The following is a 26418-nucleotide window of genomic DNA, read 5'->3' as shown; positions in this document are numbered from 1 at the left end:
GTGGGAGGTCAGGCTTCTGAAGCACCGCCCTGGATACTCCAATAACAAAGCCCGAGGCAGAGCAGGGCGGCGGTTTCCCAGCGCAGGGTGGACCGCCCCAGGGAGCGGGGCAGGTAGCCGTTGCCTATAAAGGATTGCGCTTCGTTCTCGGCCAATCCGCCTTCCGGGCCAAGGACCAGGACCGCGGGGCCGGAAGACGGAAGCTGTCCCGGATCAAACAGATCGCTCGGCGAAGCACTTTCCCAAATCAAAAAGTTTCCGGACTCCGGAGTTGCTTGAGAGGAGGCTTGCAGAGAAGCTTGATTGGACAAGTTGGAGCACAAGCGGATCACCTCGTCGGGCCCTTCGGGAACCGTGGTGATCGTGGGCAGCCAGGGATTGCCGCATTGCTTGGCCGCGTTGACCAAGTGATCGGTCCAGCCCTCCTTGGGCTGATCCGGGACCCTTCCTTGACTGCGTGAAGCTTGCCAAAAAATCAACCCCGCGGCTCCCAGTTCCACGGCTTTTTCCAGGATCCAACCGCGACGCGAGGCCTTGTTCCAGCCAATGGCCAAGTGGATTTCCCGTCGCGGACGCGGAAGGCGTTGCTGAGTCAGAAGTTCAAGGTGGGCTGTTTTGCGGGCTGCGGCCCGCACAATGAAATCACCGACCCGCCCATGGCCATCGAAAAGGCGTACGGTGGTTCCCGGACGAGCGCGCAAGACAGTGAGCAGGTGATGGGCTTCCGGTCCTTCCAAGCGGAACGGCTCCTGCCATTGATCCGGGGGGAGGTAGAGGGATTTCACGGTTCGGCGCGGAAAACCGCCTAAAGCTTTATTCGGGCGGTCCCTTGAGTGTAAAAGGGTAGGGTAGTGCGTCGCGCGGGCAACTCGGCCTTCCCTGTTCGGACCACGAATTCCGACTCATCGGCGAACTGCGTGTCCACATACGCCAGGGCAACGGCCTGGCCCAAGGATGGGGCGAAACTACCGCTGGTGACTCGGCCTCGCGCGTCCCCGGATGGACTGCACACCACGTCTCCGTGGCGGGCGCTGCGTCGGCCGGAAATGAGCAGCGGGGTCAGGTGTTCCCGGACGTCCACCTGGTGCTCCTTTCCCACATAAGGGGCAGGGGAGGTGAGCAGGGCGGCGTACCCGGCCTCGGCCGGGGTGTGGTGCTCGTCCAGGTCCTGGCCGTACAGCGGCAGCCCCATTTCCAGGCGCAGGGTGTCCCGGGCGCCGAGTCCGGCCGGAAGCACCCGGTCGTCTCGCAGGCAGGCTTCCCAGAACGCAAGCGCCGACGATGCCGGCAGATAGATTTCATAGCCCAGCTCCCCGGTGTACCCGGTGCGGCTGATCAGAACTTCCTCTCCCTGAAAAAGCTGCTTGCAAAAAGAAAAATACCCCAAGTTCCGCCAGTCAGCGGGTACGACGCCTTGCAACACCTCCAGGGAAAGGGGGCCTTGCAAATCGATCTTCGCAGTCTGCTCGGAAACGTCCTCCAGTATCACCGCGGACGGCAAGAGGCCCCGGATCCATTCCCGGTCATGGTCGATCCGGGCGGCGTTGACCACGAGCAGGAACCGGGCTTGCTCCAGCCGGTAGATGATCAGGTCGTCGAGAATTCCTCCGTCTTGACTCAGAAGAAATCCATATCCAGCCCGGCCAGAACGCAATTTTTGAAGGTTATGGGTCACGATGCGCCCCAGCGCTTCTTCCGCGTCCTCTCCGGAGACGAGGAATTCGCCCATGTGGCAGATGTCGAACACGGAAGCCCGTTTCCGAGTCTGTTCGTGTTCGGCCAAAATCCCGGCGGCGTACTGCACCGGCATTTCCCATCCGGCGAATGGAACCATCCGGCCCTGATGGGCCGAGTGCCATGCATGCAACGGTGTCTTATGCATCACGAACCTTTTTCTCTTTTTCCGGTACGGGGTCGCGTGACTCCGGTCGTTGTTTGCGAATGCCGCGTAGTTCATCCACCAATCCCACCAGCCGACGAAATTGGGCCTTGACGCGCAGACCGTAGACACTGGCTTCGTCTTCCTTAAGTTGGACATAGCGTTTATTCAGATAGGCATTGCCCAGAACCCGTTCGCACAAGTTGACGACCCGGTCCATCAGCCCGTCGAAATAGGGATGGATCTCAAATTTGAAGTCCTGGAGAATGTCGTTCATCTGTTGGAGCATGTCCAGCCAGGAGAGAGGCTGACCTTTGCGGGAGCGCTGGGTCAAATCCTCCAAAATACGGACCTTGCGGGCCTGCCGGATGTAGGAATACTGCGACCAGACGTCGGTGTACAGTCTCTGGTGTTGCTTGAAGACGTCCAAATTACTCTGCTCAAAGAGATAGCCGTCCAAAACCTTGACCACTCCGGAGTAGAACTCGTCGCTGTATCCGATGATCCTGCGCTGGTGCTTGGATAGCCAGGCAAACAGAAATTTCAGCCGCTTTTCGTGGGTATCCGTGTTTTCCACGACTTCCAGCTTCTTGAAGCGAATCGAGCCGGCGTACTCGCCCTTGACGATGTCGTTCAGCTTCAGAAGCATATTGGAAATGTCCTTGATCACGTTGGCCTCGCAGCAGACTTCTCCGGACAGGGGATGGATGATCTCCTGGCGCAGAACGGAAAGCGCCCGGTCCTGACGGACGTTGTTCCGGTCGTAGCGATGCTGGCGGTAGGTCACCCTCAGGATGACGACGTGTTTTTGGGCATCGACAAAGGCTCCCCGGTCTCCAAGGTGATTGATCAGCTCCACCTGGTCGGGATCGACTCGGACCAGGGCGATTTTGTCCACTTGCGGATAGGACTTGGATTGCGCGTTGGTGTGCAGGGTGGTGATGGTCCGATCCGATTGCCCCAAAACCCGAACCAAAAAATCCTCGCTCAACTTGAACAGCCGTCGCGCGAACAGCGCGGAGGAGGTCCTGCGCTCCGAAACAATGGGAAAGCCGTACAATTCCATGAGAAACTGATAGACGAAATTGCGGTGATGTTCGTAACAACGATTGTCGCCAACCTTGAACTTGCCGATACGCAAGCCGAAGCGTTTCAGTTCGCTGTCCAAATCCGAGGGGAAGGACGCGTTGATGCCGGAAAAAATAAACGGCCCCTGGGAAAGTTGGGAGAAAACATGCCCGCGCTCCATGCGCAAAAGAAAGGAGAGAACCCGTGGATAATTCTCCAAAGCGGTCAGGTCCCGCTCGGAAAAGTAATACTGAAACTCGTCGTGCATCTGTCTGGGAAGGCGACTTTGAAAGGCCAACTGGTTTTGGCGGGAGATCTGGATTTCCAGGGGGCAGACGGTTTGGTCGCCCTGGTCCAGAAGCTCGAAAGGGGAGTGCAGGATGTCGAATTGAAAGATTTCCTGGAAATAGGAAAGGGGTCTGGCCAAGGCCACCAGGCTGAACCCCGGCAGATGCTTGTATTCGAAAATATCTACGTCAAAGGAAGGAAGGAGCTCCCGGGCTTCGACAAGAGGGTAGTTGGCCGTTTCAAAATAGGGTTTGATCAAGCAGTACTTGATATGCACCATGTCCAGAAAACGGCGCAATTCAGGAAGGGTGCCGAACTCCGGGATGTTTTTGAACGTCCAATGATCGGCCCAGGCAATATCCTGGGCTTGAGAAAACGCCTGCTCCCAGATAATGCTCATAGCGAGACGGGCGTTTGATCGTGGAGAAGAAAAAAGAGGCGATTCAACTGCTTCATTCCCATGTGCCTTCAATGCAATTCGGATACTTTTTAAAAGATTATCTGTTTTTTCGTAAAAAAACAACATGTAGCCGTACCGACTCTCAATATTCAGGGCCTTTGGATAAGACTGACTGAAGTGCGATCATCCCCGAACATCTTCACGCATATGGGCGACGAACGATCTCAGGATATTCCGTGGGCCACGCACAGGGCGTCTTGCTGATGAAATATGAAGTTTCATTGTAGTGATAGCGATTATCGAGAACCAAAACGGGAAAGCCAAGGAAAGCGATTTTAAGTCATATTTTTCAATATATTGAACACAAAATCCAAAGTACTACTTAAACAATTTTCATGCGCACAATCCTTTATGAAGCACTGGCCGCCCTCGGGCAGCACGCGGACTTTCGGCATGTTCAGACCATGGGGGCAGGTCTTGGCCGACTCATCTGGGCCGTCGTACCGTCACGACGCAGGCTGGCCACGACCGCCATCATGGAACGCCTGGGGCTGGGCCCGGCCAAGGCGAAAGCCGTGGCTCGAAACAGCTTTGTTCACAACGGTCGATCTTTTCTGGAAATCCTGCTGTGTCGCAGGATAGATTGGCGGTTTGTCCGGGATAGATTGATTATCGATAATCCGGAACTCTTCCACGAAACCCTTCATGAACTGCGGGGGAGGCCGTGCGTGGCGGCCACGGCGCACCTCGGCGCCTGGGAACTTATAAGTGGACTGCTGCACCTGATAACCCCTCAGGAATACAAACAAGTGATCGTCAAAGCTACCCACGATCAATATTTGTATTCCGTCATTCGGCGAATGCGCAGCCAACCGACGGTGCGCGTCGTCGAGCACGAACAGGCCGTGCCCAAGGTGTTGCGCAACTTAAAGCAAAAAGGCTTGAGCGGCTTTCTCGTGGATCATAATTGCCGAAGGGAAGAAGCGGTCTTTTTGCCGTTCCTGGGGCGAGAGGCCGCGGTCAACATCGGCCCGGCCTTGCTGGCCTTGCGGGCCAAGGCTTTGGTCTGGCCGGCTTTTGTCGTTCGCGAGTCCCCGGATAAATTCCGACTCGTTTCTGAAGCACCGTTGGATACCCAGGATATATCCGGAGATCGCCATCAGAAAGTCGAAGTCATCGCCCGATTCTACACCCAGGCCGTGGAGCGGATGGTGCGTCGTTACCCGGAACAATGGTTCTGGATGCACCGCCGCTGGAAAACCCGCCCCGAAGGGGAGTCTCGCGAGAGGGGGTAATCAGCATATTTATTCGTGATGGCGTGACGAGTCCCGGCAAAACACATTCATAGAGTAAAGTTTACATAATTTACATTATGAGACAAACATATATCCACCTGAAATCAAATATCCTAATGCTCCGAAACCTGCCTCAACCGGTTATCGCACAAAAAAAGGGTTCACGGCTTAAGCCGTGAACCCTTACATCCATATTTGGTGCGCCCGGCACGATTCGAACGTGCGACCAACGGATTCGTAGTCCGGTACTCTATCCAGCTGAGCTACGGGCGCGCAAAGCGATAATCTCTACTCAAAGCTCAAGGATTTTGTCAAGTGCTCGAAGCCAGGTTTTTAAAATTTTCCAGATGTCGAACCTATGGACAGTTTGAAAACTTTTCCAAACCTTGACGAGAAAGCGTGCATGATGCTTTAAGACCTTCTGAGGGGTAAGCGTAACTGTTCAGCTCATTCGAAGCTATTTGGACCATTTTCCCAAGCAGTTTATCAAAACAATATATCCGTCGGGAACGACAACTCAGGTTTAACATGACAGATTGTCCAGAAATCATTGAACGATTCCAGGTCAAGGATCCGGAAGCCTTGCGTGAAGCGGCGCAGGATGCCGGAGATTACGGCTGTGAGGAGGCAATCCCCGGACTGATCACGTTGTTGCAAAACCCAAATTTAGGGGTCCAGGAGGCCGCTGATTTGGCGTTGCGGCAACTGGGCGGCGGCGAGGCGGTGCGGGGGCTTTGTCCCTTGCTTCGAGCCGAGGACGCCCAAGTGCGAAATCTGGCCATGGACATCCTTCGGGAAGTAGGCAACCTGGACATCAATACGATCGTCGCCCTACTCAGCGACGACGACGTGGACATCCGCATTTTCGCCTCGGACATTCTCGGTTCCACCCGGAACATCCTTGGCGTGCCGCATTTGTGCCAAGCCCTACTCCATGATCCGGAAGTCAACGTTCGATACCAGGCCGCTGTCAGCCTGGGCAGCCTGGGGTTTGCCGAAGCCGTTCAATGTCTGAACCAAGCCCTTTCCGACGAAGAATGGGTCCAGTTTTCCGTCATCGAAGCCCTGTTGAAAATCCGGGATGAATCCTCCATCAATGCTTTGATCCGGGCCATGCCTCAGTCCTCGGACTTGGTGGCCTCGATGATCGTGGACGCCTTGGGCGAAATGGGCAACCTGAAGTCCATTCCCTTGCTGCTCAAGCGACTTGACGAATCACCACGGGCGTTACGCAACAAAATTGTCAAGGCCGTGGTCCAAATCATGGGCGGACGAACCCTGAACCTGTTGTCGGCCCTGGAGCAAGCCAATTTCAAGGACTACCTGCTCTCCGCGCTGGAAGATGAAGATGAAGAAATTCAGGATATGGCCATATCCGGTTTGGCTTCCCTAAAGGTATCCGAAGCCGCCGTCCCGATTATCAAGATGGCCGCCAAGCTGGATCCGAACTTTGAGGTGCATCAGGACCGTCTGGAAACCATCGCCGACGCTTTGGCCCAAATCAGTTTCACCGAACCCTTGCGCCAAATCCTCCAGGAATCCGACCCAACGGCCATGGCCTTGACGGTGAAGACCTTGCGGCGCTTGCCGGGGGCGGAGTCCAGCCGTTTGCTGATGGATGCGTTTTGGAAGCACGACCGGGACGTGCAGCGAGAATTGGTGGATGCCCTGTGCGACGTGGCTGGGGATGAGGCCGAGGCGTTTTTCGTCGATTTGCTCGATCGGCACAACGACGGGCATGTACTCAAACAGGCGATGCGTTTTCTCAGCCGTGAGGCCGCCCAGGAGAAAAAACCGGAACTGGCCGATAAACTGTTCACGTTTCTGGATCACCCCTACCCCGATGTCCGCGGCGTTGCCCTGGAAGCCTGCATCAGCCTGGGTGGAAAATCCCTGGTGGACAAATTTCACCAGATGTACGCGTCTCCGGCCGCGGACAAACGGGCCATGGCCATCCTCGGCCTGGGCAATCTGGGGTGCGACACGCATCTGAACGTGATTCGTTCAGCCCTGGAGGATGAGTCCACCGCCGTGCGCAAGGCAGCCCTGGAAGCCAGCATCAAACTCTGCGGCCTGACCGGGGAAGTCTTTGAAATGATTTCCCAGCGCTTGCAGGATGAAGACCGGGACGTTCGGCTGACCCTGGTCGCCCTGCTCGGAGACTGCGCGTGCAGCTTGGTCAATGTGGCGCCGATTCTGAAATCCGCGCTGGGCGACGCCGACGATTGGATCCGGATCCGAGCCGTCGAGGCCTTGGGACGGTTGCAGGTCGCCGACGCGGTTAAGGACTTGGCTCCTCTTTTGCAAGAAAACAATCCACTTATTTCCATCAAGGTGATCGAGGCGTTGGGGATGATCGGCAACCAGGCCGCCTTCCAGGTTCTGCTCAGCATGCTCGACAGCGACGACTCGGAATTGATCAACGCAGTGGAGGACGCCATCGCCGTGCTCCAGGAACGTGAGGAAGGATAGGCGAAACAATGAACGCCGCGGGAACGGTGGACATCAAGGATGCCGAGTTTCAACAACTTCGAGATTTCATTTATGCGCAAAGCGGAATTTATATCCCGGACAACCGGAAATATCTTCTGGAGAACAGGCTTTCCAACCGCGTCAAAAATCTGAACCTGAAGGATTACGGAGAGTATCTTCACTTTCTGAAATACGACGGCGGACGCCGTCAGGAACTGCCCAGGCTGTTCGAGGTCATCACCACCAATGAAACCAGTTTTTATCGCAACCCACCGCAACTCAACGTATTTCAGAACATCGTTCTGCCTCGGATACTGGAGCGACTTCGCAAGGAAGGGAAACGCAGCCTGCACATCTGGTCCGCGGGCTGTTCCACCGGCGAAGAGCCGTACACCCTGGCCATCATTATCCACGAGGTGCTCAAGTCTGAAATCGCCTCCTGGAACATCCGGATCACGGCCAATGATTTATCCGAAGCCGTCCTCCGTACGGCGCGTCAAGGCATCTACTCCGATTACGCCCTGCGCACCACGCCCGAGGATGTCGTCAAGCGGTACTTCGCCGAAGAAGCCGGACGATTCAGGGTACGCCAGGACTTGAAAAATATGATTACCTTCGGCCAACTCAACCTGAACGATCGCGGCCAAGTGAAACTGGTTCCGCGCTCGGAGATCGTTTTTTGCCGAAACGTCATCATCTACTTTGACGATACGATGAAAAAACGGGTAATCAATGCTTTTTACGACAATCTGGCGCCTGACGGCGTGCTGTTCATCGGCCATTCCGAATCCCTGCACCATGTTTCCAGAACCCTGACCCCCAAACACCATCCTGGAAGCATCGTCTATTACAAAGAAACATGACCCGGTCCACGAGACGCCGCGATGAATTGATTCACGATCAATGCGAAAGGGAGTCCCGCATGCTTACTGAAGAGCTTACTGAAGAGGAAAAACGCGCCCATGTCCGACTGACCAAACCGTTTGAGGTGAAAATCAGGCCTTTTGCCTTCCCCTTGCAACGCCAGCCTACTTCCGAAGTCCATTCCGTGGACATCAGCGAAGGCGGGCTGCTCGTTCACTGCGCCCGGCGATTCACCGTCGGGGACAAGTTGCAGGTGACCATCTTCATCCCCAGCCTGAACAAGCACCATCCTGGTTTCTTCAAGGTCTTCGAAAGCGACGTGGACCAATCCTTGACCGCAGTGGCCGAGGTGGTCAGGGTTCAGGAGGTAATCCCGCTACGGGATTATGGATTGGGTTTGAAATTTTTGGACATCTATGAGGACGACTGGCAGGCGTTGCGCACGCTGATCCTCAAGGAACTGCGCAAACAGGGTGCCGCGTGAAGCCAACGGTCCTGGCCGTGGCCAACCAGAAAGGCGGTGTCGGCAAGACCACCACCGCCTTGAGCCTCGCCGCCGCGCTCGGCGAAACGGGGCGTCGCGTTCTGGTCATGGATCTGGATCCTCACGCCTGCGCCAGCATCCATCTGGGGTTTTATCCCGAAGAGGAGCGCACGACCCTCTACGACCTGTTTCGCGAGGAGGATCCCGGCAAGCGCACGACCATCCTGGACGCGATGATCTCCCCCGCCGTCGATGCCGGATTCGACGCCGCTCCCAGCCACATTCGACTCTCCGAACTGGAGATGGACCTCCGGGACCGGGCGGGCAAGGGCGCGATCCTGAAGCAATGCATGGGCCACCTGGAGAACCGATATGATTACGTGGTCCTGGACTGTCCGCCTCATGTCGGCATATTGCTGGTCAACGCCCTGGTAGCCTGCGATCTGGTGATCATTCCCATGCAGACGGATTTTCTGGCCCTGCACGGCGTGCGCCTGATCTTCGCGACCATGAAGACTCTGAACAAAGCCTTGCCCAAACCCATTGATTTTCGAATTTTACCCACCATGTTCGACCGCCGGGCCGGGGCTTGCCAGCGGGTATTGCGCTTGTTGCGCCAAAAGGCGGCTTCCAAGATGTTCGAGACCATCATCCCCATGGATACCAAATTTCGGGAAGCCAGTGGTCTGGGGAAAACCATCCTGGGCGTCGCCCCATCCTCCAAGGGGGCGCAGGCCTACCGACAACTGGCCAGGGAGTTGACCGCCAATGAAAACGCTTGAACAATATTTCAAGGATCAGCCGCTGCTGCCCGACAACATCGCGGCCCCCCGCGACGGCGAGGAGTTGACCAGCGCGGAACAGGCTTTCTTACGCAAATATCTCGGTTTCGGGAGCCCCTCCGGTGACCACGAACCGGCGATCCAGACCGTAAATCCGGAACAGGTCATGGCCGGGCCGACGCCTCCAACCGGTGTAGCCTCCGGGACCGAAGGCTCGACGGACCCGCGAGGTTCGTCCATGGGTTCGGATCCGGCGGAACTGCAAAAAGCACTGCGCGAACAGCCTGAACTGCAGTTGATCGGTTTTCGTCTAGCGGATCAGGATTACGCCCTCCCCATTGAGGTGATCCAGGAAGTCATCCGATCCGTGGAGGCGACCAAGCTGCCCTCCGCGCCGACGTTTCTATCCGGCGTGGTCAATCTGCGAGGGCGGGTCACCCCCCTGGTTTCCCTGCGCAATCTGCTCCGTCTGCCTCCAGGGGACGATCTGTTCATCATCGTCTGTCGTCACGGGGGCTTGCAGGTCGGCTTGCAAATCCAGGCCGTCTCCACCATGCACCGAGTCAAGCAGGAGCGCATTGATTGGGCGGTGGAGTCCTTGCTGGGCGTACAAAACGAGATGATCTGCGGTCTGATTCGTTCCGAAAATCAGCGCCTGATCAGCATTCTCTCCCTGGACCATCTTGTTCAATCCCTGGTGAAATCATGAGGTGTTTTTCGTGAAGCATATTCTTATCGTCGACGACTCCAAAACGGTTCGCAATCTTGTCGCCTTCATCATGAAACGGGAAGGCTTCCGGGTGACCATGGCCGAGGACGGCATGGACGGCCTGGAAAAGCTCTTTTCCGCCGGTGAACTGGACCTGATCATCAGCGACATCAATATGCCGCGGATGGACGGCTTTACTTTCATCAAGAATATCCGTGAACAAGATATTTTTCGCGATATCCCGATCATCGTCCTGTCCACTGAAGGTCAGGAAGAAGACATTCAAAAAGGGATCGGCCTGGGCGCGAATCTGTACATGGTCAAGCCGGCACAGCCCGACAAACTGGTCCGCAACGTAAAAATGCTTCTGGGATAGCCCAACAGTCCATTGAAAAACTCCCAATTGCTGCGTCGCTACAAAAAGTTCAAACTCTCACGTATCAATAATTACTCTTCGACCTTGAACTTTTTTTGCTTCTTGCACTTGTTTTTTTTGAACGGACTGACGGATAAGGTTTTCTCAACACTCAGCCAACCTCTCCCTTTTCCCCTTCAAGAGGTGCGCGAATGAACCAAGAGTTCTCGGATCCGGAAATATTCTCCGATTTCATCATCGAGGCCAAGGAACATCTGGAAACCATCGAGCCCAACCTGCTGCTTCTGGAAAAACAGCCGCGGGACGTGGGGCTTTTGGATGCCATATTCCGGCCGATGCACTCCCTGAAAGGGGCGTCCGGTTTTTTGGGCCTGCCTCAAATCAACAATTTGGCCCACAAGGCCGAGAACATCCTGGACGAACTGCGCAAGGGCAAGTTCCAGGTCACTCCCGACATCATGGACATCATCCTGGCGACCACCGACGCCTTGCGAACGATGATCGACAACCTGGAGATCAGCGGCTTGGAAGGCGACGTGGAAACACGGGAGATCATCGCTCGCATCAATGGCGTTTTGGAAGGCGGCGGCGCCCCGTCCGCGCCTGTCTCTCAGGAAACCACGGCTCCGAAAAACTCATCGCCCTCGGCACCATCTCCGAAATCCCCAGCGGACTCACCACCTCAAGCCTCGACGGACTCGGAAAACGGCCCATCAGCCAGACATCCGGCATCCTCGGACACCTATGCCTTGAACGCGGTCAGCGCGGAACACTTGGCGGACTTTCTGGAAGAGGCCCAGGAAATCGTCACCAACCTGAACCAGTCTCTTTTGGAGTTGGAGCGGACTCCGGAAGGAAAAGACGAGTTGATCAACGATATTTTCCGCTACATGCACAACCTCAAGGGAAACAGCGGCCTGCTGGGTTTTTCCGAGCTCAACGCTCTGGCCCATGAGGCTGAAAGCCTGTTGGGCCAAGTCCGCAAAGGAGAGATCGCCCTGGAGCGGGATCTGATCGACCTGCTCCTGGCCGCCACGGACCAAGTCGACGGTTTGGTGGCCAAGGTGGACGCCGAGTCCATGACCGTTACCGCGACGGATGTTCAGCCGATGATCGCCAAGCTGTACCAAGCCCGCCTGGGAGATGCGGGCATGGACGAACAACCGGACGTATCGACCCAAGTTGAGGACGTCGCCCCCCTCCCCCATGACCAGCCGCTTCAAGCCCCTTCCTCCAACAACACAGCGCCCCCCGCAGTGGTTCCGAACGGGATGGATCCTGAAGACTTCGCTATTTTTCGCGAAACCGCTCGTCAACAGGTGGAAAACATGCGCATGGCGTTGGGTCTGTTGGCCGAGAATCCCGCCCATCGGGATTCCATTGACGGCCTGTACCGCTCATTGCTGACCCTCCAGAATTCCTCCAACTACATGGGCTACGACGACTTGAACGTCTACGCCGAGCGCACGGCCAAGCTCGTGGACCAGGCCCGCGGCGCGGACATGGGATTCGAGCTGTTCCTGGACCTGCTCAACCAGGAAAAGGAGATCATTGCGGACATGGTCGAGGCGGTTTTGAACAAGCATACGCTTGTCGACGCTTCTTCTCAGCCGCAACCTGAAGCACGACTTGAAGAATCCGGCGGTGAACAACAAGAAGCCGTATCCCAAGCCCCAAAACCGTCTCAAGATGAGCCCGTAGCGAGCACTTCCTCCTGGGACGCGCCTTCGCCGAAACCCGAGGCAGCCGCCGCCACGCCTGCTTCAAACACCAACGACGACCGGACGGAGACTCCGGACTCGCCCCCCCCCTCTTCCCCTGAAGCCTCCGCCGAGCAGCCGGCTTCCCGTCAAGATTCCACCGCTCCCCCCAAGCCCAAGACGTCCACCACCATCCGGGTGGACCACGAACGGCTGGATCATTTGATGAACCTGATCGGCGAGTTGATCATCAACCGCAACCGCTTCGCCATGTTGTCCAAGTCCCTGGAGGAAAATCCGGACCAAGTGGAACAGGTCGCCCAGCAGTTGACCGAATCCACTTACGCCATGGCCAGAATTTCCGACGATCTTCAGGACACCATCATGCAGGTGCGCATGGTCGCGGTGAGCGCGGTGTTCTCCAGGTTTCCCCGACTGGTTCGAGACCTGAGCCGCAAAAGCGGCAAGGACGTGGAGCTGATCACCGAGGGCGAGGAAACCGAGTTGGATAAGAGCATCGTGGAAGTCATCGGCGACCCTCTGGTTCACTTGATCCGCAATTCCATGGACCACGGGCTGGAAGGACGAGAAGAGCGTGTCGCCGCGGGCAAGCCGCCCACCGGACGGGTTTGGCTACGCGCCTACCACAAGGGCAATTCCGTGGCCATTGAGGTGGAAGACGACGGCCGAGGCATTGATCCGGGGAAAATGCGCAAGGTGGCGGTGAAAAAAGGACTGATGTCCGAGGAGGAGGCCGCCAGGCTTGACGACCGGGAGGCCGTGGAGCTGATTTTCGCTCCGGGGTTCTCCTCGGCCGAGAAAATCACGGACATTTCCGGTCGGGGCGTGGGCATGGACGTTGTCCGGACCAACATCAAGAACCTCAAGGGCACGGTCAACGTGACCTCGGAACTGGGCAAGGGCTCGAAGATGACCCTGGTCCTGCCTTTGACCCTGGCCATTATCGACGCCCTGATGGTCACCGTGGCCGGGGCCACATACGCCATCCCCCTGGACGCGGTATCCGAGACGACCAAAATCGAGACCGAGACTCTCACCGACGTCAGCGGCCGCAAGGCGGTCACCTTGCGGGACGAGGTGCTGGGCATCGTTGAATTGACCGACCTGCTCGGCCTGCCCAAGAACAACAGCCAACGGGAGATCCTCCCGGTGGTGGTGATCACGGACAACGATCGCCGTTTGGGCTTGGTGGTGGATCGCTTGCTGGAACGTCAGGAAGTGGTCATCAAACCGCTGGGCACGTACCTGGGAGACATCGACGGCATTTCCGGGGCCACGATCATGGGCGACGGCAGCGTGGTCCTGATCCTCGACCCGCACGAAGTCTATCTTCTGGCCACTTCCCGCCCAGGGAGGTAGGTTCCGCAGGGCAGGCACGCGGGGGTGCCCTCCATCTTCACCCTTCCCCCTCCCCTCCCCCGCTGTTTCCGGCCAGAGGATGAGCCTGATCGTAGACCTGGACGATCCGGGCCAGGTCCAGATGGGTGTAGCGCTGTGTGGTGCTGAGCCGGGCATGGCCCAAGAGTTCCTGGACGCTGCGCAAGTCCGCCCCGGATTCCAGCAGGTGGGAGGCAAAACTGTGGCGCAGGACGTGGGGGCTGATCCGGCGTTCCAGCCCGACCTGGGCCGCGATCTTATCCACGATTTTAGCGGCCTCGCGCCGGTTCAACCGGCCGCCGCGCATCCCCAGAAAGACGGCCCGTTCCTCCGGTTTAGGGCCAAACGCCCCCCTGTGCTCCAGGTAGACGCGCATCCGCTCCACTCCGGGCTCGGTCATGGGCGCCAAGCGTTCCTTGGCCCCTTTGCCCAGAACGCGAACCATGCCTTGGTTCATGTCCACGTCGTACAGGTCCAGCCCCAGGGCCTCGCTGATCCGCAACCCCGATCCATACAACAGTTCCAGCAGAGCCATGTTCCGCAGCGAACGGGGATCCGGCTCCTGAGAGGCCTCCACCAAGCGCAGGGCCTGATCCACGTTCAGAGTGGTCGGGTGACGAACGTCCTGCCTGGGATTGATGATGGCGGCGCAGGGGCTGACGCGGAGAATGTCCTGACGGATCAGAAAGCGGAAGTAGGAGCGCAGAGCGGCCAGCTTGCGGGCCACGGAGCTGCGTTTGACGCCTCGGCGGTGCAGATCGGCCAGGTAGCCGCGCACCGTGTCCCGGGTAATGCTTTCCGGGGCCTCGGGGACTAGGCCTTTCTCCCGGACAAAATGCTCGAACTGGAGCAGGTCCACCCCATATGCGGCAAGGGTGGCTTCGGCATAGCCTTTTTCCACGCCCAGATGGGCCATGAACATCCGCCCGTAGGAGGACAGATCATTCTTGTCGGCGATCCAGGACATAGGAACTGCCGGGGATGGACTTGGCCTTTTTCTTCAGGTTCATGGCGATCTGCGAGGCCTCTCCGAAGTGCTTGAGTCGGCCGTCGGTGTTGAAAACCACGGCAATGGACACGGACATCATGGAAAAACGCTGCATGGCGCCCTTGCGGTCCGTGGAAAGGATATAGCCGCGCTCCTGGTCGTCCTGGTCGTAAAAATGAGGGACGATGCCGTCGAAGCTCTCCACGACCCGTTGACAGGCGAACTCCACCGCGTCCGGGGGCAGAATGAAGACAAAATCGTCTCCGCCCACGTGCCCTACAAAGGTGAGTTTTCCGGCAAAGGAGCGGATGGTGTTCACGATGACCCGGGCGGTCATCATCAGGACCTCGTCCCCCCGGGAAAAACCGTATTTGTCGTTGAAAGACTTAAAGTGATCCAGGTCCACGTATGCCAGGGCAAAAGGTTCCTTGCGGTCGATCAAATCCTGGATGCGCTGAATGATGGAGGTATTGCCGGGCAGCTTGGTCAGTGGATTGGCGTCCAGTTCGCGGGAAGCGCGATGCAGGGTCAGGCTGAGACGGGACCGAGCTTCCAGGGGCGAGATGGGATAGATAAGAAAGTCATCCATCTCCACCGCATGAAAATCCATGTTTTCCAGCGGCTTTTCCTCGGTCAGGCAAAGAACCACGGGCAACTGGCGATAGACGTTCTCGCTCTTGACCATATTCACGAGGGTCGGCCCGGAGAGTTGGGGCAGGTCGTCGTCCACCAGGAGCAGGTCCGGCGGGGCGTTGAAGACTTGTTCCAGAGCCATGGGACCGCGCTGGAACACCGTCCACTCCACCTGGTCCGACGGCCAGAGACTTTGGAAAAACTCCACCCGGTCCCGATCCGCGCAAACCAGGAAAAAACGCAGCTTGCGCCCGCACAGCACGGTTAGCCCAACCCCATGGACAGCCCGTCACCTTCGATTTCCGTGAGCATGACGTCCAAGACCTTGTCCAGTTGGCTCATGTCCAACTGCAACAAGGCCAGGGCTTCGGAATCGAGGCGGGGTACCAAGTCGTCGCCGCCGGACCCGACTTCCAGGGTTCGAATCAGAAAGTCGCCCACGTGCACCACGCAGGCCATTTTTGGATAATGTTGCGCGGCAACGGGACGGTGATGACCGGAAATGCCGATCTTCAGGTTCACGGGCAGGTTCCAGTGATCCGCGACCCAGGAGTTGATTCGGTCATGGGCGAAGCCGAGCACCTTCTTTTCCGCGTCCAGATAAAGCACGTCATCCTGGCGGACCACGGCGTCGATCTCCGCCTTGGCCGTCGGCAATTGCAGAGCCACGATGACCTTGCCCAGGTCGTGCAGCAGACCGGCCACGGCATATTCTTCGGGCTCCTTGAACCCGGCCTCCCGAGCAATGGCGTTGCAGGCCATGGCGCACCCCACGCTGTGTTCCCACAGACCGACCATGGAAGTGGTCATCAACTCGAATACGGAGGTGCTGATGATCAGCCCCTTGATGACGTTGAACCCCAGCAGGACCAAGGCGTGTTGAATGGTGCTGATCCGCCCGGGGAACCCGTAAATCGGTGAATTGACCATCTTCAGAACCTTGGCCGAGAGCACCTGGTCCCGGGAGATCAGTTTGGCGATCTGCTGGGTTGAGGAGTTGGGATCTTCCAGGAGTTTGGAAACTTCTTCCAACACCGTGGGCAACGTGGGCAGATCCTTGACCGCCAGCAATTGCCCCTTGCGCTCGGTGCGCAGATCTTCGCTCATGCCGCGCCCCCCTGTTCCTTCTGTTCAGCCGGCAGGGTCTGCTCCGGTGATTCAGCGATCACTGTAGCGCTGGCGGCCTTGAGCAGAAAATAATCTTTCAGATGGGCCCGGAGCTTGACCATCCAGGGATCGTCGCCGTGCTTGCGAAACAAATGATCCAGTCGCTCGACCCGAATGGTATACGGATTCTTCCCCCCTCCTCCCAGGTCCACCGGATTGCCCTGGACCGTGATCATGGCCACGTCCATGCGTTCCAGCCGTTCCAGCAACGACTCGGAAAGTTCGGTGTTTTCGGCCACCAATACCAATCCGTTTTCCCGGAGGATGGGCTTGGCCAGCTTCATGCCCGGTTTGGCCAGATTTAATGGAATTTTTTGCATAAATAGAGTCGCGCCTTGTCGTCTGGGTGTCAAGACCAGGATCGGTGAACAACGCCGACCGGAAAAGAAACGTTTATCGTCCGCACAGCGAATAGTACATCCCCGGATATCGCCTGACAAGAGAACGCATTTCCAGAAGCAGCAAGAGCGTACTGATTCGCGAGGGTTCATCATCAAGTCCGTTGCAAATGTCGTCGATGTGCACCCTGCCCCGGTGCTCAAGAAATTTGACCAATCGTTCTTCTTCCGGATTCAACGTCTCCCAACAACTTTCATCCGCCGATGCGAAGTGGTTGTCGGGCTTGGAGGTCGAGGAGACCATGAGAGAGTCGCCGGATACTTCTTTGGAAAAGAGGTTGGGCGGGTCCATGGGCTTGTCCGAACCGGTGCCTTGAGAATCGGATGTCGAAGGCTTCGGGGCGGTATCCGGGGCGCCCGACCCTTTGATGCCGATGAGCTGAGGCCGCAGTTCCGTCAGAATGTCCTCCACGGTCCGGACCAGGGTCGCGCCTTGACGAATCAAGTGGTGACAGCCGTTGTAGCTCTCCATGTTCAGCGGACCGGGCAGGGCGAAAACCTCGCGTCCTTGTTCCAGGGCGATGGAAGCCGTGATCAGGCTGCCGCTGCGCACGGCGGCTTCGACCACCAGGACTCCGAGGCACAAGCCGCTGATGATCCGGTTGCGGTGCGGGAAATTGACCGCGTCCGGCCGAGTGCCCGGCGCGAACTCCGTCACGATCAGTCCCTGGCGAAGCAGGCGCAGCCAGAGATCCTTGTTCGCGGCGGGGTACAATAGATCCAAGCCCGTGCCCAGAACGGCGATGCTGGAGCCGATCTCCTCCAGGGCCGAAACATGGGCCTGACGGTCGATCCCAGCGGCGAATCCGGAAATAACGCAGATTCCGGCTCGAGACACATCCCGGCTGATGGAGCGCACGGCTTCCATGCCGTAGCGGGAACACTTCCGGGAGCCGACCATGGCCAGGGCCGGGGAACCGAGCAGACCGCGATCTCCGGCCAGGTAGAGCAAGGCCGGCGGGTTGGGGATGCGGCGCAGTAACGCCGGATAGTCCCTGTCCGACCAGAGCAGAACCTCCATGCCCTTGTTCCGGGCGTCCTGGGCCTCCTGCTCCGCGGCCGTTCGCCAGGAACCGGCCAGAAACTCCCGGACCTGATTTTTCCGCGCCAGCCCGAGGTCATGCCATTGCCCGGCGTGTTCGACAGCCACGGCGGCCCGCCCAAAATGCTCCAAAAGACGCTTCCAGGTCCGCGGCCCCAGGCCGCTGCTGTTGCGTAGCGCCAAGCTGGCCAGATATTCGTCGCGGCGATCCGGGTCCATATCCGGGTGCGCTTTCAGGCGTATTCGGCTCACGAAGCGGTGGTCGGCAGTTGTGGCAGGCGCTCACGGCCCAACCGAGAGGCCGGAGTGTCGGGGTAATCGTCGATGACGATCCGGAGATGAAAGCGGGCGTTGGGATAGTCCCCCAACTGCTCATAGGCGAACCCGGCCTTGAGCAGGGCGTCGGGAGCCTTGGCGCTTTTGGGAAACCGTCGGCTCAGTTCCTTGAAGACCAGAATGGACTGCGCGAACTGCTTTTGGGCGTAGTGGGTTTCCGCTTGCCAATACAGCGCGTTGGGCACCAGGGGGTGGTTCGGAAAACGTTCTTGAAAGGTGAAAAAGTCCGCACGGGCCTGGGCGTATTCGCCTCGATAATATTTTGCCAAGGCCTGATCGTACAGTTCCTTGGCCTCGTTTTGATCCCGTGAATCGGCTGAAGCGGACGGTTGAGGCTTGGGAGTCGGCGAGGGTCGGACCTCGGGTTCCGGAGTCAGGCGAGGTCCAGGAACGGATGCGGGTTCGGAAGGCGTCCGTAGTGCTGGAACCGCCTCTGTCTGGTCCGCCTCGAAAGGCGTTGCGGAGGGCGGCGTCATTGCATCCGCGGACTTCGGAGTGCTTCGGGAAGTTTCCTCGACGACCGACTTGGTCGGATCTTGCGCGGCCAAGACATCCTGGAGAAAGCGTTCCTGTTGCAACAGCGACAGCTCCATGGAGTCCAGGCGTTCCCGGAATTCATCCGCCAGTCGGTCCTGGCGGTCGCGGACTTCCACCAGGGCATACTCCAGATTGCCGATACGGCCTTGCTGCAACGACGGAGAGGCGCAACCGGCAAGTCCCAGAACGAGCAGACCCGCCCCGATGACCAAGGGCATCCAATGCCGTCTCATGGAATATCTCCTTCCCAACCGTTCAATGGTGATAGCCCGTCCCCCGCTGGATGGTCAGGGCTCGGTAAACCTGTTCGAAAAGCACCACACGGGCCAGTTCATGGGGCAAGGTCATGGGACTCAGGCTGATCAATTGATCGCAGCGCTCCCGAAACTCTCCGGAAAAGCCGAAGGCGCCGCCCAGCACGAAACAAGGTCGGCGCACCGGGTCTTCCCACCATGCTTCCAGGGCCGTAGCAAAGGCTTCCGATGAATACCCCCGTCCCGCCGCGTCCAAACCCAGGACCCGGTCCTTGGGTCCCAGTTTGGCCAGCAGTGCCTTGCTCTCCATGTCGATCCGCCGTTCCAGGGTCAAGTGGCCCGGAGCGTCCTTGACCTCCACACGTTCAAACCGGACGAACCGCCCAATCAACGTCGCGTAGTGCTCCGCGGCCCGCACCCAGTGCGGCGTTTTCAACCGCCCCACCGCCAGACAGGCTATGGCTTTCATCCGCGCCCTATTTCTAATGCCTCCCCGGTCAGCCGGGCGATGTCGTCGAGATCCGTGCAGAGGGTCACGCCGGCGGCCTGGAGGCGATCGAGTTTGGCCTGGATGCCGCCGCCGCCCTTTTCCAGAATGGCTCCGGCATGGCCGAGACGCTTGCCCTCGGGGGCGGTCCGTCCGGCGATGAAGGCCAGGATCGGTCCGTTCCAGCCCATGGTCCGCAGGTGCTCGGCGGTTTCCTCTTCGGCCCGACCGCCGATCTCGCCCAGGATCAACACGGCTTCGGTCCGGGGATCAGCGATCACCAACTCGGCGCAGGGCGTCAACCCCAAACCGACGTAGGGGTCTCCGCCCACGCCGATGCATACGGATTGGCCGATGCCGGCCGCTGAGAGGCGGTGCACGGTTTCATAGGTCAGCGTGCCGCTGCGGGAGAGCACGGCCACCGGCCCGGGGGTGAAGATATGGCCGGGCATGATCCCGACCTTGATCTCACCGGGCACGATCAGGCCGGGAGTATTGGGACCGACCAACCTGCTGGGCGAGCCGTCGAGCTGCTTGAGCACCCGGAGCATGTCCATCTGGGGAATGCCCTCGGTAATGCAGACGATCCAGGGCACTCCGGCCTGGGCCGCCTCCAGGATGGCGTCCGCGGCCACCGCGGCGGGAACGAAAATAATGGAGACGTCGATCCGGTGTTTGGACACCGCCGCGGCCACGCTGGAATAGACCGGCAGCCCGAGCACGTTCTCCCCGCCCTTGAAGGGCGTCACTCCGGCCACAACCAGGGTTCCATATTCCTGCATCAGGGCGGCATGGCGCTGCCCTTCCCTCCCGGTCAGCCCCTGCACCAAAACTTGGGAGGAAGCATTCAGGCCGAAGGGCCGGTCACGAGGTAAACTTTCGGCGACGGGGATGGACGATGCCCCCGTGAAGGACGCCGTGGACAAACCAGAGCCCGATCCGCCGGTTGCCTCCGCGACCGGAGTCCGACTCGGGACAAGCGTCTTCAACACGGCCAGGGCTTGGCTCAAGTCGTCGGTCACATGCAAAGTGTTTCCGGGCACGTCCGCCAGTAAAGCACAACCGGCCTCTGCCCCATGCCCGGAAAGCCGCACCACCACCGATTTGGACGGCGGGCGGCCGCCCAGGGCGTTCTTCAAGGCCGCGGCCACCTTTTCACAGGAAAGGATGCCACCGAACAGGTTGATCAACACGGCTTCGACCTGAGGATCGTCGAGCAGGATGGCCATGGCCGCGTCCATGGCCTTTTGACCGGCGCCTCCGCCCAGGTCGAGAAAATTTGCCGGCTCCAGACCGGAAAAGGTAAGCAGATCCATGGTGGCCATGGCCAGCCCGGCCCCGTTGACCATCAGACCCACCCGGCCGCCGAAGCGGTGATAGCTCAATCCAGCCTGCCTGGCCCTGCACTCCTGATCGCTGAAGTAGACGTCCCGTTCATAGCGCCGCAACTCCGGTCGCTGATCCGCCAAGTTGTCGTCCACCTCCACCTTGCCGTCCAGGGCCAGCCAGCGATCGTCCCCCGTCAGCACCAAGGGGTTGATTTCCGCCAGCAGCAAACCGTTGCGCAGGAAGCAGTTCCAGAGGTTGCGCACCAGAGTTTGAAAGCCCGGCCAAAAGGCCTTGATCGCGTCTCGGTCCAGTCCCAAATGAAAAAATGCCGCGCGAATGTGATGATCCATCAACCCGGCCAAAGGATTGATTTTCTGAATGAAAAGATTTTCCGGATCCTCGGCGCCGATGGCTTCCACATCTACTCCGCCCCGACGGCCGATGGTCAGCACCGGGCAGCCCCACTCCCGATGCAGGGTCAGGCTGAGGTAGAATTCCCGGGCGATGTCCGCCCGTTGTTCAATACGCAGCAACGGAACCTTCCGGTCACTGACGATCATTTGAAACAGGCCCTCGGCGTTGGTGACCAATTCTTCAAGGGAGTCCACGGAGACGATCCCCCCTTGCTTGCCGCGTCCGCCGGAGAGCACCTGAACCTTGAGCATCCAGGGCGAGGGTATCCCGACCAACCGGGACGTCAGTTCCAAGCGTCGCCCTTCGGTCAAATCGTCGGGAGAAAGCAACAGGCCTTTGGGCGTGGGAACGCCCGATTCCTCGAAGAGTGTCTTGCCGTCATGTTCGTTCAGTTGCATATGCGCTCCGCTAAACAAAGCCTTGCTGGTTGTCAAAGGCATGCCAATAAGGGTAGAGGATCATCTTGATGCGCAGGGCTTCTCCTCAAATATCATCCATCCCCCATTTGATGCTCCATATTCGCCATTTTATCCTGAGTTGTCTGCTGGTCCTGACCGTGGTCGCAATTCCGATCCCCGGCATGGGGGCCACGTTGCTGGCTCTGGACAACTTGGTGGTGGACAGCCAAGCCGAAAAAATTCATCTCCGCTTCGGGTTGCGTCTGGAACAGCCCGAACCCGTCGCCGCGGTCCTGCACGAAGGAGTCGACCTCTGGTTGGAAGGGACCGCCCGTCTGATCTCCAAGCGCTTATTCTTGCCCAACAGAATCCTTCACGAACAGATCTTTGAGCATGTCTTGGAATGGAACCCGTTGACTCAAGAATACGAGTTGACGTTGCCCCAGAAGGAACATCTGGTCAAGGCCAAGGAACTCAAGGACTTGATCACCGAACATTGGCGGGAGATCAGCCTGGAAATGGGCGAATGGTCCATGCTGGTTCCGGGCCAGGCCTATCACATGGAATTGGAAGTCACCCTGGATCGCCGGGACATCCCCGTGTGGATGCGCCGCGTGCTCTTCTTTTGGTCCTGGGAAGTGATGACCCCGATTCGCTATGAACTGGAATTCTCCGTCCCTTGAGCGCCGTCGGTCATGGTTGACCGCGCTCGTCGCTCAAGGGTGACCCGCGCACCCATCGTCCAAGGTTGACCGCGCACTCACCGCCCATGCCCGAACCTTCGCCTTCCCCCGACCCGATCAAGATCAGCGTTCCGGACAGGGTCCAACGCAAACGCCGGCAGCGTGAGTTGTACTTGGCACTGTTCGGTTTTATTGCCGTGGTCGTGTTGGTCTGGGTGCAGCTCAATTTCCTGCGGGTCGACTCCTACGTTTTTTTCGCCCTGTACAACCTGAACTTCATCCTGTTGCTGGTCGTCCTGTTTTTGGTGGCCAGAAACGTGGTCAAGCTCATCCTGGAGCGACGACGCAAGGTCATCGGGGTCCGGCTGCGCACTCGACTGGTCCTGGCCTTCGTGTCCCTCTCCCTGGTCCCCACGGTTCTGCTTTTTCTGATTTCCCTGATCTTCGTGCGCACATCCGTGGATTTCTGGTTCGAAGGGCAGATGGAAAAATCCCTGGAACAAGCCCTGACCGTCGGCCAATCCTTTTATTCCTCGGCTCAGGAACGTCTGGAGCAGCGCGGTGAATTTTTGGTCAACCATATCCGAGAACGCCAATATTCCTGGGGCGGACGGCCCATGCACGCCTTTCTGGACGAAAAACGCCAGGAATACGGGCTGGGGCTGACCGGCGTCCTCTCTCCGGGGCTGACCGAGCAGAATTGGCACGCCAACGAGGACTGGGCCGCGGCCTGGCCCAGCGTCCGCACGGAGATGAACCTGGAATCCCTGCTGGACTCCCCCCGGATTCTCTCCGCCATTCATCCCGGACCCAGTTCCGATCTGGTCGTGGGAGTGCTGCCTGTGGACGGCGGGCGGACCGGCTATCTGGTCCTGGGCGACAGCCTGGGCGAGGGGCTGCTGTTCAAGTTGCGCCAGATCGTCCGGGGCGTGGACGAATACAAGAAATTGCAAACCCTGAAGTATCCCTTGAAGGTGACACTCTACCTGGTCCTGGGGCTGACCACCCTGCTGATCGTCCTTGCCGCGACCTGGTTCGGCTTTCGCCTGGCCAAGGAACTTTCCGCCCCGGTCCAGGCCCTGGCTCTGGGCACCCAGCGCATCGCCGAGGGGGACCTGGCCTTTCGCCTCCAGGATGACGCCAAGGACGAACTGGGCATGCTGGTTCAGTCCTTCAACCATATGGTCCGGGATCTGGAGTCCAGCCGGGCTAAACTGACCCAGGCCAACGCCCGCCTGGAAGATCAAAACCAGGAATTGGAGACCAGGGGCCAGTATATGGAGGCCGTACTGGACAACATCACTTCCGGAGTGGTCTCCATCGGCCCGGACGGACGGGTGAGCACGGTGAACAAGGCCGCCGAGGCGATCCTGAATTTCGACTCCCGGCAAATCCTGGGCAAGACGCCCAACCAGTTTCTGCATCAGGATTATCTGGGCATGCTCCAGGGCGTGATCAAGCACCTGCACGTCCACCCCCGGGCCAAATGGCAGCGGCAATTGGATCTGCGCATGGGGTCCAGGGAAATCAAGCTGTTGGTGAACATCGTCCACCTGCAGGATCAGGGCGGGGTCATTGCGGTGTTCGAGGACGTCACGGAACTGGAGAAGATGCAGCGCCTGGCCGCCTGGAAGGATGTGGCTCGTCGGATCGCCCATGAAATCAAGAATCCGCTGACGCCCATCAAGCTTTCAGCTCAGCGGTTGGAGCGCAAGTTCGCCGCCCAGGTGGACGACCGAACCGTCTTTGACCAGTGTACCAAAATCATTATTCGCCAGGTAGAACATCTCCAGCGCATGGTTCAGGAGTTTTCTTCCTTCGCAAAGCTGCCGGAGGTCCGGGCCTTCGAGAACGCCCTGGAGCCGCATCTGGAGGAAATCGTGGACATGTTCCGCAACAGCCATGTGCGCATCAAATGGACCCTGGACGTGGACGGCCCGATTCCCCTGGTACGTTTCGACCCCGAAGCCCTGCGCCGGGTCTGGATCAACCTGCTGACCAACGCCGTGGAGGCCCTGGAGGATCAGGACCAACCGGAAGTACGAACCCGGCTCAGCCACGACCCGGAAAATCAGTCGGTGCGCATCGAGTTCCAGGACAACGGGCAGGGTCTCAGTCAGGTCGACGACATGCAAAACATCTTCGAGCCTTACTTTTCCCGCAAGAAAGGCGGGACCGGCCTGGGTTTGACCATCGCCAAGTCCATCGTCGGGGAGCACCAGGGGACGATCAGGGTCCTGCCCAACACCCCGCGTGGGTGTGTCTTCGAGGTCGTCCTGCCAGCATAGCTCCACTTTGCCGACAAAATCGAAATCCGTATCGAAATCAAAAAAAGCTTTGATACCGAGTATCTACTCAGCACATTTTGTTTCCGCCCTTGCTCCGGCAATCGGAGTCGGGGTCGCTATCGGAATCGGAATCGGAACAGGAAAAATTTGAACGCTACCCAGCGTTTTCGATCCCGATACCGACCCCGACAACGGCATTACTCTATGCTGAATAGTTACGATACCGATTTCGATTTCAACCCCGAGCATCTCCTAAACAATAGCCCGCGCCTCCCCTCTTTACTCTTCCTTGGCCTCCATGGCCTTTTTCAACTGCTCGCCCAATGACCCCATGGGAGCCGTTTCCTGGGCCGCGTGGCCACGCCAGTCCTCGCCCTGGTCGGCACCGGGCAGAGCCAAGGAGATACGACGCTTGTCCACGTCCACGACGTCGACGACAACCGACAGCACGTCTCCGGGCTTGGCCTTGGCATAGGCCTCGTCCTCGGCGCGTTCCAGACGGGAAAGGGGCAACAGGCCCACGACTCCGGGCTCGAGCCGGACGAACATGCCGAATTTTTCCCGCTTTTCCATGGTCCCCTGAATCATCTGGCCTTTCTTGAATCGTTCGGCCACTCCCTCCCAGGGATCGCCCTCGGCGTCGCGCATGGACAAAGCGATGCGCCGGGTTTGCGGATCAATGGACTTAACCATCACCGGAACGCTGTCGCCCACGGCCACCATGTCTCCGGGCTTGTGCACCCGCTTCAGGTAGCTCATCTCGCTCACATGCACGAGGCCTTCGATTCCGGGAACGATTTCCATGAACGCACCGAACGGGGCCAGGTTGGTCACCCGTCCGCTCAGCTTGGCCCCCACCCGGACCTCGTCGGCCAACCGGCTCCACGGGTCTTCCATGGCCTGTTTCATGGACAATTCCAGGCGGATTCCCTTGCCCTGGTCGTCGACTTTGAGCAGTTTGACCGTGACTTGGTCGCCCACGGACACCACGTCTTCCGGAGAAACATTGCGGGACCAGCCCAGTTCGGAGACGTGCACCAGCCCTTCCAGACTCGGGGCCAATTCCACGAACGCACCGAAAGGGGCCAACCGGGATACCGTGCCCTGGAGCAGATCCCCGACCGAGACTTTTTTAAGAAATTCGGCCAAGGTCTCGGCCAATTCCAGATCCAAAAGCGCCCGGCGGGACACCACGATATTTCGTCCGCGCTCCTCAACCTTGGTGATCAGAAACTGCATGGTTTCGCCCACCAGGGCTTCCGGATCCACCACGGGACGACGGTCCACCTGGCTGAGCGGACAGAAGGCCGTCTTGTCCAGAATCCGGACCCGGAACCCGCCCTTGCAGGTTTCCTTGATCTTGCCTTCCACCGGAATGCCTTCTTCCATGGCCTGCCGCAATTGTTCCAGGCCGCCTTCTCCGCTCAGGGCCTTGGCCAGGCGGATCTGGCCGCCCTGGACGGCCACTACGAACAATTCAACCTCATCGCCTTCCCGCAACGAGAATACGTCGTCCTTGTCCAGGAGTTCCTGCTTCTCGATCACCCCGTCGCTTTTGGTTCCGGTGTCAACGTAGACCATTTCCTCACTGACGGCGATGATCCGCCCCTTGATCCGGTCGCCCACGCGCAGGTCGGGCTTCATTTCCATTTCAGAGGCCTCGAACATCTCGGCAAAGCTCTGCTCCATCTGGGAATCGGACATACAATATGCTCCTGTGAAGGGTCGTTTGGGCAACGGCTGATTTGG

General features: G+C 58.7%; 22 protein-coding genes and 1 tRNA gene. 10 read left to right on the top strand and 13 right to left on the bottom strand.

Annotated elements, in window-relative coordinates; translation table 11 throughout:
* Window positions 1-8: 8 nt before the first annotated feature.
* From AC559A_RS13525 to AC559A_RS13515, 3 genes are read right to left on the bottom strand one after another with little or no spacing between them, the layout of a single operon-like run.
* Window positions 9-785 carry a 16S rRNA (uracil(1498)-N(3))-methyltransferase gene (locus AC559A_RS13525; RefSeq protein ID WP_498818303.1) on the bottom strand — a complete coding sequence of 259 codons (777 nt, stop codon included), beginning with the start codon at window positions 783-785 and terminating at the stop codon, window positions 9-11.
* Window positions 786-805: 20 nt separating this feature from the next.
* A complete protein-coding gene (gene gcvT / locus AC559A_RS13520) occupies window positions 806-1882 on the bottom strand; it encodes a glycine cleavage system aminomethyltransferase GcvT (RefSeq protein ID WP_498818302.1) in 1077 nt (358 codons plus the stop codon).
* Window positions 1875-3635: a hypothetical protein gene (locus tag AC559A_RS13515; RefSeq protein WP_028571541.1), complete on the bottom strand. Its 1761-nt coding sequence runs from the start codon at window positions 3633-3635 to the stop codon at window positions 1875-1877. Before AC559A_RS13515 ends, gcvT begins: the two co-directional genes overlap by 8 nt.
* Before the next feature lie 395 nt (window positions 3636-4030).
* Between AC559A_RS13515 and AC559A_RS13510 the strand changes: the two genes are divergently transcribed.
* A complete protein-coding gene (locus AC559A_RS13510) occupies window positions 4031-4930 on the top strand; it encodes a lysophospholipid acyltransferase family protein (protein WP_498818301.1) in 900 nt (299 codons plus the stop codon).
* Window positions 4931-5126: 196 nt separating this feature from the next.
* On the opposite strand, the gene AC559A_RS13505 is transcribed toward AC559A_RS13510, so the two are convergent.
* Window positions 5127-5203, bottom strand: a tRNA-Arg gene (locus AC559A_RS13505).
* 255 nt (window positions 5204-5458) lie between these two features.
* On the opposite strand from AC559A_RS13505, the gene AC559A_RS13500 reads away from it, so the two are divergent.
* From AC559A_RS13500 to AC559A_RS13470, 7 genes are all read left to right on the top strand, one after another.
* Window positions 5459-7402 (top strand): HEAT repeat domain-containing protein, encoded by a 1944-nt coding sequence (locus tag AC559A_RS13500; RefSeq protein ID WP_498818300.1) that lies wholly within the window; start codon window positions 5459-5461, stop codon window positions 7400-7402.
* Between the two features lie 8 nt (window positions 7403-7410).
* Complete coding sequence (locus AC559A_RS13495) at window positions 7411-8265, top strand: CheR family methyltransferase (protein ID WP_028571538.1); 855 nt, start codon at window positions 7411-7413, stop codon at window positions 8263-8265.
* Window positions 8266-8324: 59 nt separating this feature from the next.
* Window positions 8325-8750, top strand: a complete 426-nt coding sequence (locus AC559A_RS13490) for a PilZ domain-containing protein (RefSeq protein WP_498818299.1) — start codon at window positions 8325-8327, stop codon at window positions 8748-8750.
* Window positions 8747-9532: a ParA family protein gene (locus AC559A_RS13485; protein ID WP_028571536.1), complete on the top strand. Its 786-nt coding sequence runs from the start codon at window positions 8747-8749 to the stop codon at window positions 9530-9532. Before AC559A_RS13490 ends, AC559A_RS13485 begins: the two co-directional genes overlap by 4 nt.
* A complete protein-coding gene (locus AC559A_RS13480; protein ID WP_028571535.1) occupies window positions 9519-10241 on the top strand; it encodes a chemotaxis protein CheW in 723 nt (240 codons plus the stop codon). The genes AC559A_RS13485 and AC559A_RS13480 overlap by 14 nt, the downstream gene beginning before the upstream one ends.
* Before the next feature lie 10 nt (window positions 10242-10251).
* Complete coding sequence (locus tag AC559A_RS13475; protein WP_035262437.1) at window positions 10252-10617, top strand: response regulator; 366 nt, start codon at window positions 10252-10254, stop codon at window positions 10615-10617.
* 191 nt (window positions 10618-10808) lie between these two features.
* Window positions 10809-13697, top strand: coding sequence for a chemotaxis protein CheA (locus tag AC559A_RS13470; protein WP_498818298.1), 2889 nt, complete (start codon window positions 10809-10811; stop codon window positions 13695-13697).
* Between the two features lie 37 nt (window positions 13698-13734).
* Here the strand turns inward: AC559A_RS13470 and AC559A_RS13465 are convergent, their stop codons facing one another.
* The 8 genes from AC559A_RS13465 to sucD all read right to left on the bottom strand — a co-directional run bounded on the left by AC559A_RS13465 (window position 13735) and on the right by sucD (window position 21698).
* Window positions 13735-14682: a tyrosine recombinase XerC gene (locus AC559A_RS13465; RefSeq protein WP_028571532.1), complete on the bottom strand. Its 948-nt coding sequence runs from the start codon at window positions 14680-14682 to the stop codon at window positions 13735-13737.
* Window positions 14657-15598 (bottom strand): GGDEF domain-containing protein, encoded by a 942-nt coding sequence (locus AC559A_RS13460; protein WP_498818297.1) that lies wholly within the window; start codon window positions 15596-15598, stop codon window positions 14657-14659. The genes AC559A_RS13465 and AC559A_RS13460 overlap by 26 nt, the downstream gene beginning before the upstream one ends.
* Before the next feature lie 2 nt (window positions 15599-15600).
* The gene (locus AC559A_RS13455; RefSeq protein WP_498818296.1) at window positions 15601-16443 is read right to left on the bottom strand and encodes an HDOD domain-containing protein; all 843 of its coding nucleotides are present in this window, start codon (window positions 16441-16443) and stop codon (window positions 15601-15603) included.
* Window positions 16440-16823 (bottom strand): hypothetical protein, encoded by a 384-nt coding sequence (locus tag AC559A_RS13450; RefSeq protein WP_035261354.1) that lies wholly within the window; start codon window positions 16821-16823, stop codon window positions 16440-16442. The genes AC559A_RS13455 and AC559A_RS13450 overlap by 4 nt, the downstream gene beginning before the upstream one ends.
* 73 nt (window positions 16824-16896) lie before the next feature.
* Window positions 16897-18195: a DNA-processing protein DprA gene (dprA, locus tag AC559A_RS13445; protein ID WP_156932861.1), complete on the bottom strand. Its 1299-nt coding sequence runs from the start codon at window positions 18193-18195 to the stop codon at window positions 16897-16899.
* Window positions 18192-19049, bottom strand: coding sequence for a tol-pal system protein YbgF (ybgF, locus tag AC559A_RS13440; protein WP_051434376.1), 858 nt, complete (start codon window positions 19047-19049; stop codon window positions 18192-18194). Before ybgF ends, dprA begins: the two co-directional genes overlap by 4 nt.
* Before the next feature lie 22 nt (window positions 19050-19071).
* Window positions 19072-19539 carry a 23S rRNA (pseudouridine(1915)-N(3))-methyltransferase RlmH gene (locus tag AC559A_RS13435; protein WP_028571528.1) on the bottom strand — a complete coding sequence of 156 codons (468 nt, stop codon included), beginning with the start codon at window positions 19537-19539 and terminating at the stop codon, window positions 19072-19074.
* Complete coding sequence (sucD, locus tag AC559A_RS13430; protein ID WP_498818295.1) at window positions 19536-21698, bottom strand: succinate--CoA ligase subunit alpha; 2163 nt, start codon at window positions 21696-21698, stop codon at window positions 19536-19538. The genes AC559A_RS13435 and sucD overlap by 4 nt, the downstream gene beginning before the upstream one ends.
* Before the next feature lie 68 nt (window positions 21699-21766).
* On the opposite strand from sucD, the gene AC559A_RS13425 reads away from it, so the two are divergent.
* Both AC559A_RS13425 and AC559A_RS13420 read left to right on the top strand, forming a co-directional pair.
* Complete coding sequence (locus tag AC559A_RS13425) at window positions 21767-22381, top strand: DUF4390 domain-containing protein (protein WP_498818294.1); 615 nt, start codon at window positions 21767-21769, stop codon at window positions 22379-22381.
* Window positions 22382-22467: 86 nt separating this feature from the next.
* Window positions 22468-24669: a sensor histidine kinase gene (locus AC559A_RS13420; protein ID WP_028571525.1), complete on the top strand. Its 2202-nt coding sequence runs from the start codon at window positions 22468-22470 to the stop codon at window positions 24667-24669.
* Window positions 24670-24948: 279 nt separating this feature from the next.
* Here AC559A_RS13420 and AC559A_RS13415 read toward each other — a convergent pair whose 3' ends face one another.
* Window positions 24949-26373: a 30S ribosomal protein S1 gene (locus AC559A_RS13415; RefSeq protein ID WP_028571524.1), complete on the bottom strand. Its 1425-nt coding sequence runs from the start codon at window positions 26371-26373 to the stop codon at window positions 24949-24951.
* Between the last annotated feature and the right edge of the window lie 45 nt (window positions 26374-26418).

Origin of the sequence: Desulfonatronum zhilinae (assembly GCF_900182865.1) — a bacterium.
In the GTDB taxonomy this organism is placed as follows: domain Bacteria; phylum Desulfobacterota; class Desulfovibrionia; order Desulfovibrionales; family Desulfonatronaceae; genus Desulfonatronum; species Desulfonatronum lacustre.
This window is presented reverse-complemented; position numbering and strand designations above follow the sequence as displayed.